The 14,338-nt window shown below is 42.0% G+C and carries 17 protein-coding genes and 1 pseudogene; 14 read left to right on the top strand and 4 right to left on the bottom strand.

All coding sequences use genetic code 11. From position 1 onward, the window contains the following. Positions 1 to 19 precede the first annotated feature (19 nt). A complete protein-coding gene (locus tag AC4MCD_RS02955) occupies positions 20 to 1,654 on the top strand; it encodes a phospholipase D family protein (RefSeq protein WP_419364748.1) in 1,635 nt (544 codons plus the stop codon). 35 nt (positions 1,655 to 1,689) lie between these two features. Here the strand turns inward: AC4MCD_RS02955 and AC4MCD_RS02950 are convergent, their stop codons facing one another. Further along, positions 1,690 to 2,499, bottom strand: coding sequence for a lysophospholipid acyltransferase family protein (locus AC4MCD_RS02950; protein WP_175968124.1), 810 nt, complete (start codon positions 2,497 to 2,499; stop codon positions 1,690 to 1,692). A 190-nt stretch (positions 2,500 to 2,689) separates the two neighbouring features. Here AC4MCD_RS02950 and AC4MCD_RS02945 point away from each other — a divergent pair, with 190 nt between their 5' ends. The 7 genes from AC4MCD_RS02945 to AC4MCD_RS02915 all read left to right on the top strand — a co-directional run bounded on the left by AC4MCD_RS02945 (position 2,690) and on the right by AC4MCD_RS02915 (position 7,296). Beyond that, complete coding sequence (locus AC4MCD_RS02945; RefSeq protein WP_257220898.1) at positions 2,690 to 2,821, top strand: hypothetical protein; 132 nt, start codon at positions 2,690 to 2,692, stop codon at positions 2,819 to 2,821. Positions 2,822 to 2,897: 76 nt separating this feature from the next. Continuing rightward, positions 2,898 to 4,238, top strand: coding sequence for a ribosome rescue GTPase HflX (gene hflX, locus AC4MCD_RS02940; RefSeq protein ID WP_491876571.1), 1,341 nt, complete (start codon positions 2,898 to 2,900; stop codon positions 4,236 to 4,238). 34 nt (positions 4,239 to 4,272) lie between these two features. After that, positions 4,273 to 4,644: a hypothetical protein gene (locus tag AC4MCD_RS02935; protein ID WP_491876570.1), complete on the top strand. Its 372-nt coding sequence runs from the start codon at positions 4,273 to 4,275 to the stop codon at positions 4,642 to 4,644. Positions 4,645 to 4,653: 9 nt separating this feature from the next. Continuing rightward, positions 4,654 to 5,328 (top strand): LrgB family protein, encoded by a 675-nt coding sequence (locus AC4MCD_RS02930; protein WP_419364715.1) that lies wholly within the window; start codon positions 4,654 to 4,656, stop codon positions 5,326 to 5,328. A gap of 87 nt (positions 5,329 to 5,415) precedes the next feature. Beyond that, positions 5,416 to 5,862: a DUF2147 domain-containing protein gene (locus AC4MCD_RS02925; protein WP_034704115.1), complete on the top strand. Its 447-nt coding sequence runs from the start codon at positions 5,416 to 5,418 to the stop codon at positions 5,860 to 5,862. Positions 5,863 to 6,258: 396 nt separating this feature from the next. Further along, entirely contained in the window at positions 6,259 to 6,708 is a 450-nt protein-coding gene (locus AC4MCD_RS02920; RefSeq protein WP_491876569.1) for a DUF2147 domain-containing protein, read from the top strand. Positions 6,709 to 6,849: 141 nt separating this feature from the next. Continuing rightward, a complete protein-coding gene (locus AC4MCD_RS02915) occupies positions 6,850 to 7,296 on the top strand; it encodes a DUF2147 domain-containing protein (RefSeq protein ID WP_491876568.1) in 447 nt (148 codons plus the stop codon). A gap of 56 nt (positions 7,297 to 7,352) precedes the next feature. On the opposite strand, the gene AC4MCD_RS02910 is transcribed toward AC4MCD_RS02915, so the two are convergent. From AC4MCD_RS02910 to pdxA, 3 genes are read right to left on the bottom strand one after another with little or no spacing between them, the layout of a single operon-like run. Next, positions 7,353 to 8,198, bottom strand: a complete 846-nt coding sequence (locus AC4MCD_RS02910; protein ID WP_104425779.1) for a symmetrical bis(5'-nucleosyl)-tetraphosphatase — start codon at positions 8,196 to 8,198, stop codon at positions 7,353 to 7,355. Between the two features lie 5 nt (positions 8,199 to 8,203). Then, complete coding sequence (gene rsmA / locus AC4MCD_RS02905; protein WP_159123656.1) at positions 8,204 to 9,016, bottom strand: 16S rRNA (adenine(1518)-N(6)/adenine(1519)-N(6))-dimethyltransferase RsmA; 813 nt, start codon at positions 9,014 to 9,016, stop codon at positions 8,204 to 8,206. A 30-nt stretch (positions 9,017 to 9,046) separates the two neighbouring features. Next, positions 9,047 to 10,015 carry a 4-hydroxythreonine-4-phosphate dehydrogenase PdxA gene (pdxA, locus tag AC4MCD_RS02900; RefSeq protein WP_491876567.1) on the bottom strand — a complete coding sequence of 323 codons (969 nt, stop codon included), beginning with the start codon at positions 10,013 to 10,015 and terminating at the stop codon, positions 9,047 to 9,049. 536 nt (positions 10,016 to 10,551) lie between these two features. Between pdxA and rplM the strand changes: the two genes are divergently transcribed. The 6 genes and pseudogenes from rplM (at position 10,552) to AC4MCD_RS02870 (ending at position 14,251) form a co-directional block, all read left to right on the top strand. Next, positions 10,552 to 10,980 (top strand): 50S ribosomal protein L13, encoded by a 429-nt coding sequence (gene rplM, locus AC4MCD_RS02895; RefSeq protein WP_004785249.1) that lies wholly within the window; start codon positions 10,552 to 10,554, stop codon positions 10,978 to 10,980. Between the two features lie 12 nt (positions 10,981 to 10,992). Continuing rightward, positions 10,993 to 11,379, top strand: a complete 387-nt coding sequence (gene rpsI, locus AC4MCD_RS02890; protein ID WP_004785251.1) for a 30S ribosomal protein S9 — start codon at positions 10,993 to 10,995, stop codon at positions 11,377 to 11,379. A 334-nt stretch (positions 11,380 to 11,713) separates the two neighbouring features. Next, positions 11,714 to 12,382 carry a glutathione S-transferase N-terminal domain-containing protein gene (locus AC4MCD_RS02885; protein ID WP_491876566.1) on the top strand — a complete coding sequence of 223 codons (669 nt, stop codon included), beginning with the start codon at positions 11,714 to 11,716 and terminating at the stop codon, positions 12,380 to 12,382. Beyond that, positions 12,375 to 12,803, top strand: a complete 429-nt coding sequence (locus AC4MCD_RS02880; RefSeq protein ID WP_491876565.1) for a ClpXP protease specificity-enhancing factor — start codon at positions 12,375 to 12,377, stop codon at positions 12,801 to 12,803. Before AC4MCD_RS02885 ends, AC4MCD_RS02880 begins: the two co-directional genes overlap by 8 nt. Positions 12,804 to 12,821: 18 nt before the next feature. Next, positions 12,822 to 13,469 (top strand): hypothetical protein, encoded by a 648-nt coding sequence (locus tag AC4MCD_RS02875; protein WP_180015663.1) that lies wholly within the window; start codon positions 12,822 to 12,824, stop codon positions 13,467 to 13,469. Between the two features lie 421 nt (positions 13,470 to 13,890). Beyond that, positions 13,891 to 14,251 (top strand): annotated as a pseudogene (locus AC4MCD_RS02870) (roadblock/LC7 domain-containing protein). Positions 14,252 to 14,338: the final 87 nt, after the last annotated feature.

Here is a 14,338-nt window from a genome sequence, read left to right as displayed (position 1 = left end):
TTTTCAGTCTTTAATGTTTATGGTAAATGCTCCCCATGCTTCCGCTCATTCAAAACCCTCTGGCTTATCAAAAGCTTACCGCTATAAAGCTGGCATTTTACTGAGCTGCAGCCTGGTACTCGGCATTCCTGCTTGCAGTACGCTGCCTCCGCAAACCGAACAGCCTAGCCGGATGGCATTTGAAACGGATACCTCGCAAACCAGTCTGGCCCAGATTATTGAGCCTTTACGTCAGCAGAATATTGGCCTGACCGGTTATCATGTGCTTCCAGATCCGCTCGAAGCACTCGCTGCACGTATCCAGCTGATTAATAAAGCGGAACGCAGTCTGGATCTGCAATATTACATCTGGGATAACGACCGTATTGGTGCACTGGCTCTGCATGCCCTCATTCAGGCAGCAGACCGTGGCGTAAAAGTCCGTTTATTGATGGATGATAACAATGCCAAGAAAATGGAAGGCATTTATCTAGCTCTGGATCAGCATCAGAATATTGAGGTCAAACTGTATAACCCCTACCGTTTCCGTAAATACCGTGCCATGGATATGCTGCTGGATCTAAAACGGATCAACCGCCGCATGCATAACAAAAGCTTTATTGCCGATAATCAGATTGCCCTGATTGGCGGCCGTAACATGAGTAACCAGTATTATAACGTTAGTGACAGTTATCAGTTTTCTGATGTAGATGTAATGCTGGTCGGTGCCGCTTCTGATGAAATTATTCATTCTTTTGATGAATACTGGAATGATGATTATGCCTATCCAGTTCGTCAGATTGTTAATCCTCGTCATCACGGACTCCGTTTCCCGAGCCTAAAACAGCAGCTGGAAGAATATAGCCATGATACTGCAATCCAGAACTACCTGAATCTGGCCAATCGCTCCCAAGCCTTCGATAAATGGCTGGAACACAACATTCAACTTGATTGGGTAGAAGCTGAAGTCGTCAAAGATCCACCAAGTAAGATCAAGTCGAAAGCTAAAACTGAAGATCACTTGAACTTCCAGTTATTACAACATCTGGAAAAACCGGAAGAAAGTGTGGATATCGTGTCGGCCTATTTTGTACCGGAAAAACAGGGCGCAGAACGTCTCAAGAAACTAGCTTCAGAAGATGTCAAAGTGCGAGTACTGACCAATTCCTATAAGGCCAATGACGTGCCACTGGTCCATGCCTTTTATGCCAAATATCGTCAGGAACTACTGGAAAATGATGTAAAACTTTATGAGTTTTTGGCCGCGCCAGATGCCGACAACCTGAATGCCAATACTGAAGAGCTGGCACAAAAAGCGAAGGTCAGCTTAAAAGGCCTGAGCCGTTCCAGCCTGCATGCCAAATTGATGGCCATTGACCAGAAACAGGTATTTATTGGTTCTTTTAATTTCGATCCACGCTCAGCTTATTTGAATACTGAAATTGGCGTATTGCTAAATAGTCCTAATCTGGCCCGTGCAGTACACGAAACCATGGACAAAAACTTAAGCAAGTATGCCTATAAGCTGGTTCTGGATGCCAACCAGAACATTAACTGGAAAATCCGCAATGCCAAAGGTGAAACGAAGACCTTTAAAAAAGAGCCGGGAATGAAGTGGTATCAAAAAGCCTCAATAAAATTCCTGTCGATACTCCCGATCGAAGGTTTTATGTAATGAATATCTCTGAGTATTTCTAATAAAAAAGCCTCTTAATGAGGCTTTTTTAAAACTTTGGCTTGCAACCTTTGCAAACCCTCCAGCATATTTTCATGCACCAGTGCAGTCAGACTTTCTACTGTATGCCCTTCGGTCGCAATTGCCGGCAAGGCCATCAGATGAGCTGTTACTTTAGGCATTTCCAGAACATTCTGTACATGTTTGGCAAAACTGATATTCCCAATAAAAGGTGCCACCATATCCAGTTCGCCCTGCTGATTCACATAACAGATCAGGCAGATTTGTACCGGACGTTGCGCTTCAATCGCCGCACCGAGAATACGTCCATAAATTTTTTTAATTGAGCGTCCATCAGATGTGGTCGCTTCAGGAAAAAACAGGACTGGAATATTCTGCTTTAAAAAATCGGTAATCTGTTCACGGATTCGGACCGAATCTCCTGAACCACGCTTGATAAATAAGGTGCCACCACCTTTAGCCAGCTTGCCTAAAATTGGCCAATTTTCAATTTCAGCTTTGGCCAGAAAAAACACCCGCGCGCCTGAACCTAAAACGGCGATATCCAGCCAGGACACATGATTGCTCACCCATAATGCAGGCTCACGTGGAATCACGCCATGGACCTGAACCTCGATATTAAATACCTTGCACAACTGGCGACAGAAGTATTGCACATATCGGGTATTGTTCGGGTTATTCGGGTCTTTATACAAACCATGACGGTAAACCAGATAAAACCCCTGGCTGATGGCTGCTAATGCAGAAGTCGTTTTTCTTGTATAAAGAAAGAATTTTGCAAAACCTTGTATCTCAGGTGATTGATTTTGTACAGTCGAGTTCATAAAAAGATCACTAAATCCTAAACAAGATACAGGGAATATCCACGAATTAAACCCATTTTATACTGTTCATGTCCAACTTGCATTGATAATAAAAAACGACCAAGTACATCTATATTTTCAATTTAAATTCATTAAATGAATTAAATAAAATAAATCAATCGAAATATTAGATTAAAAAAGGATGCTCATCATGCAAGATGAAACAGTGAAATCAGCTGAGATGATTCGACCCTTAAAAGTATTAAGCTATATCTTGGGTGGCACCCTGTTATATACGGTGTTGCTCGTAACACTTGCACAACTGTTTGTCACGGCACTCTAAAACAAAGCCCGCTATTTCAGTATCTGTAAAGTTCATTTTCAACTAAAATGAAGTTTTCAACTGGAGATTGGCCTGAGTGGAATATTTTGAGCAACATCAGGGAAAAGAACGCGTCATACTGGTCAGTGTGAGCGTACAAATGCTGGATGACCTTGATGCTGAAGAGTTTCATCTATTAGCTCAATCTGCAAATGCCGAAATTCTGGAACATCTCTTTGTTCAACGCTTAAAACCAGACGCCAAATTCTTTGTGGGTTCAGGAAAAGCAGAAGAAATTGCTGAACGGGTCAAAGAACTGGATGCCAATCTGGTCATCTTCGATCATGCGCTGACACCTGCCCAGGCACGTAACCTAGAAAATGTGGTGCATTGCCGGGTGGTCGATCGTACCGAACTCATCCTCGATATCTTTGCGCAGCGTGCCCGTACCTATGAAGGGAAACTGCAAGTTGAACTGGCACAGTTACAGCATCTGTCTTCACGACTGGTTCGTAGCCGCACCAATCTGGATAGCCAGAAAGGTGGGATCGGTCTGCGCGGTCCAGGTGAAACTTTACTAGAAACAGATCGCCGTTTATTGCGTATCCGCATGGGACAGCTTAAAGCCAAAATAGAAAAAGTCCGTCAAACCCGTATTCAGGGCCGTGTTGCACGCCAAAAAGCGGCTGTTCCAACCGTGTCTTTAGTAGGTTATACCAATGCGGGGAAATCTACCTTATTCAATATTCTGGCCGATAGTGAGGTTTATGCAGCTGACCAACTATTTGCGACTCTGGACCCTACTTTAAGACGCCTGCAATGGGACGGCGTTGGTAATCTGGTACTGGCAGATACGGTAGGCTTTGTGCGTAATCTTTCGCACTCACTGGTCGAATCTTTTAAAGCAACTCTGGAAGAAACCGTTGAAGCAACCCTGCTCTTGCATGTGATCGATTCCAGCAGTCCGGAAATGCTTGAACAAATTGAAGCCGTTGAAAAGGTGCTCAAGGAAATTGGTGCCGATGTTCCGGTTCTAAGGGTTTATAATAAAATCGACTGTAGCGGTGAAGATGCCAAAATCATTTACCGCCAGCCCGGTCAGCCTGAACGGGTCTATGTTTCAGCACATAGTGGTGAAGGGCTGGATCTATTACGCAAAGCAGTGCATGAAGCATTAATGGGTCAGGTTCAGCACTTTGAACTGGTATTGAAACCTGCCTATGGCAAACTGCGCAATCAACTTTATGCGCTGAACGTGATTCAGTCCGAACATTATGATGATGAAGGTCAGTTACATATCGATGTGCGGATTGCGCCTCCGAAGCTGGAACAACTAATCAAACAGGCACATTTACCGATAGAAGAAATTCTGGGATCTCAAGCACTTCAATTCCAGCGTCCACTTGAAGAGTTTGAAATCCAGCGTAAGATCGAGTAAAACTTGATAAGTAAACTTTTAAATGACATCACCAATGAACTGGATAAAACATATTGACTGGTCAGCATGGATCGGCACTCTCCTCTTAATTATTGTATTTCGTGAAGCTTCAGTCTGGCTAATGAGCCAGCTAGATCACCCTGAACTGGGCAACTTGGTCGGACTCATCAGCCTGCTAGTCACCTTATTTGCCTGGCGCTATTTTGGCAAAATTCCAGCGCGTCTGGTGGATACCAATAACAAGCTGATGAAAGAAAGTGCCTTCGCTTTTTTACCAATTAGTGCAGGCGCGCTAATTATGCTGATGCATATGGGACAAAAAATTCCAGCCTTTATGCTGGTGTTATGCCTGAGCACTCTGCTCCCTCTTTGGATCTACGCCAAAATGGCAAAACGCTGGTTATAGGAGTCGCACATGTTTTCTGTTCTTTATGGCTTTGCGATTACCTTAATTGCTTATCTGCTTGCTAAACCTTGCAATCGTGTTATTCCGCAAATTCCAGTAATTGTGTTTAGCATGTTCCTGGTGCTGGTGATTTTGCTGGTGCTCGGTATTCCTTATGAACATTATATGGATGAAGTCAATCCACTGTTCAACCATCTGCTCGGTTATGTCACGGTTGCACTGGCGATTCCGCTAGCCGCCATGCGTTATGATGATCTGCCACTGAAAGCCATTGTCGGGATTCTCGTTTTTGCCAGTATCAGCGCGGTCGCCTTACCGATGGGTCTCGCCTATTTGCTACATATGTCTTCTGGCGACATCATGGCCTTTGCCACCCGTGCAGTCACAACACCAATTGCAATTAATATTGCGACCTTACTGGAGGCACCTGTTAGTCTGGCCATTCTGATTGTTATTCTGTCTGGCGTAATTGGTGCAGCATTTTCACCATTTATTTTACGACATATCAATGATGAGCGTGCTTCAGGTCTGGCTCTAGGTCTAGCAGCACATGCGATTGGTACAGCTCAAGCCTGGCAGCGTGGTAGTGTTGCCGGACGTTATGCTGCGTTTGGCATGGCAGTGAATGCCGTTTTTACTGCGATCTGGTTGCCAACTTTTATACTTTATCTGCAAAAAATGTGACTCATCAATCAATATTTAACGTTTGTTTCTGAATGAAACTATTCTTACTATAGGGAAATAAAGAATTTTTCACTCAGGAACAGACCTATGAAAAAGGTTCAATTATTCTCCGTTTTAGCCCTGACCTTTTTCAGTCATCTGGCTTTCGCTTCCGATATTTCAGGTACCTGGAGAAGTATTGACGATAAAACAGGATCAGCCAAAGCGATTCTGGAAATTCGTGAAACTTCAAATGGTGTTTATACCGCCAAAATTACCAAGATTACGCCTCGTCCTGGCTACACACCGCGCGAAACCTGTGTTTCCTGCCCTGCACCTTATACCAATAAACCGATTCTTGGCCTGGATGTACTCACCGGCTTAAAGGATGCAGGTAACAATAATTTCTCTCAAGGCAAACTGATTGATCCTTTATCTGGCAATATTTACAACACCAAAGCTAAATTAAGTGCCAATGGCAAACGTCTAACCCTACGTGGTTATGTGGGTGTGTCAGCCTTGGGACGCAGCCAGACCTGGATTAAACAAGATTAATTCATGACTTAGTGCACAGAAGCTTGCATTTTCATGCATTAAGTTGTATCAATATTAGACAGATGCTTTTTTATACAATATAAAACATGCATATAAATATTAGATTCATTTGCTTTAACAAGCTTAGCATCAAACGGATTTTGATGCGCAATATAAGGAGATAGAATGCAAGACATTACCAGGTTAAAGATCTTACTGAATTTCTCTGCTTTTACTGAAAATTCAGCAACAAAGCAATTAACATCGACAGATTTCTGTCATGGGGAATCAACAAGCTTAAAGCAGATTGACCGAGCGATCTGCAACGCTCATTACTCTAAAATCAGCCAAAATTAAAAAACCACACGCTTGTGTTTGGGATAGTTTGTTTCATCTATGAAAAAAGGATAAATATAAATGAATAAATCTAAATTAGGATTAATGCTCATTGCTACATTCATGACTGGGACCATTTATGCACAAGACTTGACCGGGACATGGCAACAAATTGATGATAAGACTGGTTCACCAAAAGCACTGATTGAAATCCGTCAGGACAGCAATGGTACTTATGTCGGCAAGATTGTCAAAGTAACGCCTCGTCCAGGCTATACGCCGCAAAAAACCTGTAATAAATGTCCGGCACCTTATACCAATCAGCCGATCCTGGGGATGGACGTACTGACAGGTTTAAAACAGGTTGGTGATAGCGTGAATTATGAAAAAGGTCGTGTGATTGATCCATTGGCAGGTAAAATCTACGATGCCAAGGTTCGTCTAAGCAGCAACGGCAAACGTTTAACTCTACGCGGTTATGTGGGTATTTCTGCTCTGGGTCGTAGCCAGACCTGGATTCGTCAGGAATAAGTTCACACTTTTTCTCAAAGCTGCCAAACAGGCAGCTTTTTTTATAAATTTAATTCCATGATTTTTAATTATTTATTGACTATTTGTGCAATCTTCCTAACATGAGCGAGCAATAATCAAAAATTCTTTGGAATGATGGATATGTTAAAGAAGATATTCCTTGCCACATTGACTACAGGATTCATGATGAACCTGTGGGCTCAAGATATTAGCGGAACCTGGAAACAAATTGATGATAAAACTGGAGCAGCAAAAGCCATCATTGTCATCGAAAAAGAAGCGAATAATACTTACTCAGGCAAGATTGTGAAAATCACGCCACGTCCAGGTTATACACCACGCGAAAAATGTAATAAATGTCCAGCCCCTTATACCGATCAACCGATTTTAGGCATGACTATTCTAAAAGGCCTGAAACACGTTGAAGGCACCAAAAATTATGAAAAAGGTCGTGTCATTGATCCATTGGCAGGTAAAATTTATGATGCCAAGGTTCGTCTAAACAATACCGGCAAGCGTTTAACGCTACGTGCCAGTGTGGGTGTTTCAGTTCTGGGCCGCAACCAGACCTGGATTCGCGCAGACTAATCATCAGCACAATAAAAAAGCCACGTTCAACGTGGCTTTTTTGAGCTTCGAATATTTTAAAATACCGGATTATCGACGGCAAACATTTGCTGGTCTTCCAGTCGATAAGCCATCAACTGATTACCCCAGACACAGCCACCATCGACATTCTGAATTCGCCCAGAAATGGTTTTACCCTGTAAGGCGGCCCAGTGTCCAAATACAATTTGATGGGTTGCTGCAGTTTTCGATTCAAATTCAAACCAGGGCTTAAAACCTTCTGGCATCGGATCATCCAGTGAATCTTTAAAACTATATTCCAGACGCCCTTCTGCATCAGTTAAACGCATCCGGGTCAGGTAATTCACGATACAGCGTGTACGCTCATGACCTTCTAATTCATCTGACCAGAGTGTAGGCTCTTTCCCAAACATTTCCTTTAAGAAAGTATCCACCACCTCAAAATCATCATGGGCAATAATGGCTTCTACTTCTTTAGCCAATTCAGCCGTCTTGGCTGCATCCCAGATATTGGGAATACCGGCATGGGTCAGTACCGTCTGTTCATTCGGGAACAGACACATCGGCTGTTTACGAATCCAGTCAATTAACTCATCACTGTCGATCGCATCAATCACATCACGGACATTGTCCTTGTCTTTAATCGGCTTGATACCACGTGCATAAGCCAAAAGAGTCAGATCATGATTACCCAGCACTGTTGCCGCTACACCATTATCGACAAGCTTTTTAATGAAGCGTAATGCACCCAGTGAGTTTTCCCCTCTAGCCACCAGATCACCAGCAAACCAGACAAAGTCCTGATCAGGATCAAAGCGGATTTCTTTCAGCAATGCCTTCAAGGCTTCAAAACAGCCTTGCACATCACCAATCACATAATTATATCGAACAGTGCGGGTCATTATTTTTAAGCTACCATTTGATCAGATAAAGCCACAAATTGGGCAAGTGTCAGTGTCTCTGGACGTGCCATTGGATCCACACCTGCCTTTTCAAAACCATCTTCAACCAGCATCCCTTTCAGGCTATTACGCAAAGTCTTACGGCGCTGGGTAAATACATGCGATACCAGACGAGCCAAAGCTTTTTCATTTTTTGCCACGATCGGTTTTACATCATATGGCTCCAAACGGAACACGGCAGATGTCACTTTTGGTGGCGGATTAAAAGAACCTGGCGGCACTTCAAACAGAAAAGTCGGTTTGCAGTAATACTGGATCATCACCGACAAACGACCATATTCTTTGGTGTTCGGTGAAGCTGTAATACGATCGACCACCTCTTTTTGCAGCATGAAATGCATGTCTTTCACTTTGTCACCAAATTCCAGGAGATGGAACAACAGTGGTGTCGAAATGTTATAAGGCAGGTTTCCAACTACACGTAACGGACGACCTTCTTCAAACAAATTGGTGAAATCGTATTTCAGTGCATCCGTTTCAATAATGGTTAAACGTTCAGGATGCGGCACACGACCCGGCAAACCAGCGGCCAAGTCACGGTCCAACTCAAGTACAGTCAAGGCATCACATTCACCAATTAAAGGCGATGTTAAAGCAGCCAGGCCCGGACCAATTTCAACAATATTTTCGCCTGCACGCGGATTTACCGAACGCACAATTTTAGCAATGACACGTTGGTCATGTAAGAAGTTTTGACCAAAACGCTTACGCGTGTGATGCCCTTCATCTTTTGGGTTTAAGGCATTAATCTGATACATAGACATTTCCAACGTGTAATAAAGACGAGATCATTGACGCGCTAAATCCAGCGCCAAATCCACAGCCACATGTAAGCTTGAGCTTTTCGCAAGGCCTGTACCTGCGAGGGAGAGTGCTGTGCCATGATCGACAGAAGTTCGGATAAACGGTAAGCCCAAAGTAATATTGATGGCTTCACCAAAGCCCTGAGATTTTAACACAGGTAAGCCCTGATCGTGATACATCGCCAGAACAGCATCGGCATCTTTCAAGTTTTCAGGAGTAAATAAAGTATCTGCAGGTAGGCTCAGGCTCATATTGATACCTTGCGCACGATAAGTTTCCAGCACAGGATTGATCACTTCAATCTCTTCCATACCCAGATAACCACCCTCACCCGCATGTGGATTTAAACCACAGACCAGAATATGCGGATGTTCAATTTTGAATTTGGATTTCAGGTCATGAATCAGGATATCAATCACCTGATGCAGGCGTTCCGGAGTAATCGCATCAGCAACTGCACGCAGTGGAAGGTGTGTGGTTGCCAAAGCCACGCGCAAGGTTTTGGTCGCTAGCATCATCACCACGCGAGGCACACCCGCAAATTCCTGGTAATACTCGGTATGACCACTGAAATGAATGCCAGCATCATTGATGACTGACTTCTGTACCGGTGCTGTAGCGACCCCGACACTTTTGCCTGACATGGCATATTTGGCTGAACGACGTAGCTGCTCCAGTACATAAGCGGCATTATGGCTATTTAGCTGACCTAGTACTACCGGTTCTTTTAAAGGCACGTGCTCAACATAAAGCTGACCTTTTTCTGAAGAAGTCGTTTGCCCTGTATATTCAATCAGTTCAACCAGAAGTTTTAACTGCTGCGCCCGTTGACGGAGCATTTCCTTATCGGCAAGTACTACCAATGGACGCTCATCAATACGATCCGCCAGACTCAGGCAAATGTCTGGACCAATTCCGGCAGGTTCACCACTGGTAATATATAAAGGCAGCATGACTTTCTTCTGTATTATCAATTGTCCTTATTTTAGTACAAATTTCATAAGGAAAGTTTTAGATAAAGGTTTAGATGATGTTTATTCAAATAATAATGTACATTTCTCATTATATTAAAGAAAGATAAAATCGGACTGACGTCAATGAACCGTATAAAGAGTTTCAGGCAATCATCTCAACACTCGACATGTTTAGCTTTTGCCATTTTCAAGGAAGATTGTCTCAAGTTTAGAAGACAAACCTAGGTAGAAACGAAGACAGGCTACTTACTAAAGAAATACATATTAAAAAACAGGTGAATCCACTCATACAAAGATGCACCTATAGTCTTAGGTCCGTTTTATTATTTAATGATTAATAATATGTAGTTTATAGGCTAAAAATCCTACTGGTCATTCATTGAAAGACGTTGTAAAATACAGCACTTGAAATTTTATATTTTCATTGTGGTTCTCCCGGCTTTCGGGTAGAATTCGGTCTCCTTTTGTTTGGACAGCTTCCATAGTCCAAACCAACTATAATAGGTAGTGGTTTAATGAAAACTCTCAGCGCTAAGCCAGCTGAAGTTCAACACGACTGGTACGTTGTTGATGCTTCTGGCAAAACTTTAGGTCGTCTCGCGACTGAAATCGCTCGTCGTTTACGCGGTAAGCATAAAACTTCTTATACTCCTCACGTTGACACTGGTGATTACATCGTTGTTATCAATGCTGAGCAAGTTCAAGTGACTGGTAACAAATCACTTGACAAGAAATACTATCGCCATACTGGTTTCCCTGGTGGTATTCGTGAAACTAATTTTGAAAAATTAGTTGCTCACAAACCAGAAGAAATTTTCCAACGCGCTGTAAAAGGCATGTTGCCAAAAGGTCCTCTTGGTTATGCAATGATCAAAAAAATGAAAGTGTACGCTGGTACTGAGCATCCACATACTGCTCAACAGCCACAAGTTTTGGACATCTAAGGGATACAGCACATGGCTACTAACTATGGTACAGGTCGCCGTAAGACCGCAACTGCACGTGTTTTCCTATCTGCTGGTACTGGTAAACTCGTAATCAACAACCGTTCTTTAGAACAATACTTCGGTCGTGAGACTGCTCGTATGGTTGTTCGTCAACCTCTAGAGCTTCTTGAAGCAACTGAGAAATATGACCTTTACATCACTGTTGCTGGTGGTGGTATCGGTGGTCAAGCAGGCGCTATCCGTCACGGTATTACTCGTGCACTGATCGCTTCTGACGAAACTCTTAAACCTGCTCTTCGTCAAGCTGGTTTCGTTACTCGTGATGCTCGTGAAGTTGAACGTAAGAAACTTGGTTTACGTAAAGCTCGTAAACGTCCTCAATTCTCTAAACGTTAATTCGTTTACCGAATCGGACAAAAAACCCTGGTTTATTCCAGGGTTTTTTATGACTTGAAAATGACCACTTAATATTATTTTTATGGTCATTGTTCATGCACATCCTTACCCCACACTCCTTCATGACACCAGAAGGACTTGGTCAGATAATAATTCGCAACACCGATGATAATAAACAGAATGATTAAGCCAAAATTCATGATCATGTTGTTCTGCTCCTTTCATTTTTTTCTCTACTCTACCCCCGCCTTAGTTCAATTGGCTTTTTATGCTTCGTGCTTTTTAGGTTGATTTTTAGTATCCTAGTCTATTCATTAGAACTTAATCAGGATTTATGTCAGTCGAAAGCACGCCACTTCAAGGACTCACCTTATATAGCCATGCCGATGACTTTCGTTCACATTGGATTCGCTACGTACTTGCCGAAAAGCAGATTAAATATAACCTGATCCTGGTCGATAGCGATGATGAAGATCTGGCTAGCCTCAATCCTTATAACCAGCTGCCCATGCTGATTGAAAATGATTTAAAATTATTCAATACCAGCATCATTTCCGAATATATTGACGATCGTTACCGCCAGAACAAGCTCTATGCAGATGCACCGATGCCACGTGCGGAACAGCGGCAATATATCTGGCGTTTTGAAAATGACTGGCTCAAACTGGCCGATATCATGCTATGCCACCCAGATACCTTGGATGCTGCAGCCAAAGTGAAGGCTCAGAAACAGTTGCATGATATCCTGATTTCATTAACGCCCCTGTTCCAGCATTTCCCTTACTTTATGTCGGAACAATTCAGCATCTTGGATTGCATGCTGGCTCCCATTTTCATTCGACTTAAAAGCATGGGAGTAGAATTACCTCGACAACAATGTCGTCCAATTTATTTATATTGCCAGCGAGTTTTTAGCCGTCCTGCATTTGCAAAATCCATGACTTTGCAGGAAAAAAACCGCTACCAAGAGCAAATCAAACCTGTAGAGAAACATCATGTCTGAACAAGAATTCAACTTAAGTCCTACCCGTCCCTATATGGCACGTGCAATCTATGAGTGGATTTGCGATAACAATATGACGCCTTATCTGCTAGTCGATGCTACACGTCCAAATACCATGGTACCCGAGCAGTTTATTAAAGATGGCCAAATTGTCCTGAATATTGTGCCGCATGCAGTTCATGCGCTGAATATGGATAATGAAGCCATCACCTTCTCAGCACGTTTTGGTGGCGTATCACGTGATATCTATGTACCGATGGCAGCAGTTCTCGGGGTCTATGCACGTGAAAACGGTCAGGGATTATTCTTTGATCCAAATGAATATGAGCATACACAAAATGATGAAGATGCTTTAAAATCAAGCACTGAAGAACAGCCTGAACCCGCAAAGAAAAAACCAACCCTAAGGTTATTAGATTAAAAATAATGGAGTAAGTGAATGGCTTTTGATTTAGTACAATATTTTGTTGAACAGATAGAAACTCAAAAGCCTGAGCTTCTACAAGGCTATACAAAAGAAGAAAAACGTAAATATATTTCAGAAATCAATGCTCTCACTTTAGGCAAACTGATTAGCGAATGGCGCAATAATCCGCAAAAAATTTATAATGAAATCAAACACCCAGATGAACTCTATATTCTGGAAATTGCCCGTCACCTGACTACCCGAGTGGAAAACAAGTCAACTTTACCAAAACCTGAGCTGGAACAGCTCACGTCTGAAATTTTCCATTTTCAGCTGACTGAATTGAAGCAGTTACATGATACTGGCAATCATAATCAGACCAGTATCCAAGAGCTGCTGAAAGGACAAATTGAACATTTGTCTGGACAGGCAGATGATTGGGTTTGGACAACAAATAACCTAACAGAACTCAAAGGCTCTAAACCAATTCATGAAGAAGAGCTATCATTAGAAGCATCAATGAAGGAGTTTAGCCAAATGGTTCACCAAAATATCCAGCATCATGATGTTGAAGAAGTTGCTGTTGTAGAAGCACCAACCTGGGCAAAAATCGTTGAGCCAGTAGTTGCGCTTGCGATTCTTTGGGTACTGATTGAAGCAGTATTACGCGTATTTGCATAAATACTTCAACCTCAAAAATTCAGTTTTACTAAAAGCCAATGAGATATTGGCTTTTTTTATTCTTTAAACTTATCAAGGAATAAAGTGAATCTATTTTTTTTAACTGAAAGTTTTACCTAATTAGCTCCATAATACATTCAAAATATTTTGTTACATATTTTAGCTTAAGGTGAGATTATAGATCAAAAATAATCACAAAATTACTTCACATATCCTTAAATAAAAAGATAAATGCATCACATAATTAAAAAGTACAAGTTAAAAATTAAAATCCAAAGTAAACCATTAAATTTTATATGATTTTTATTTCAATTGTAATTTACTCCTCTATTTTTATAATGAATTTGAATGAAAAAGATAATATTCGAACTTCATTAAATACAACTATCGCATCAACTATTTTTATAACAGGAAAATAATTATGGCTAAGGTAACCTTAGATAACACTTACAGACATTGATGGTTTCGTTGCTGCAGCATTAGCTGATGGTGAAAGCGGCTTGGCTCTGGCAACTCAAGGTGGTGGCAATATCGATCATGAACTTGCAGCAGCCGGCAATACAGAAGTGGTTCGCGCAAAACACCGTGTAGCGAATTCATTAAACCTGAATGACTCGATTGAAGATATTCTGATTACGCTGGGCAAGCAATATCATCTCATTCGCCCACTCGAAAAGAATAATAATGTATTCCTGTATCTTGTACTGGACCGCTCTAAAGCAAACCTGGCTATGGCTCGTCATGAGCTTAAATCTTTTGAACAAGGTTTAGACTTTAGCTAATACACAGTTTTCCCCTTTATTTCATGCAATAAAGGGGATCCTTATGCGCTTCACCCAATAAAATATAAAATTTAATCGAGACTTAAA

The organism is Acinetobacter sp. CAU_H_78 (assembly GCF_058599365.1).
This window is presented reverse-complemented; position numbering and strand designations above follow the sequence as displayed.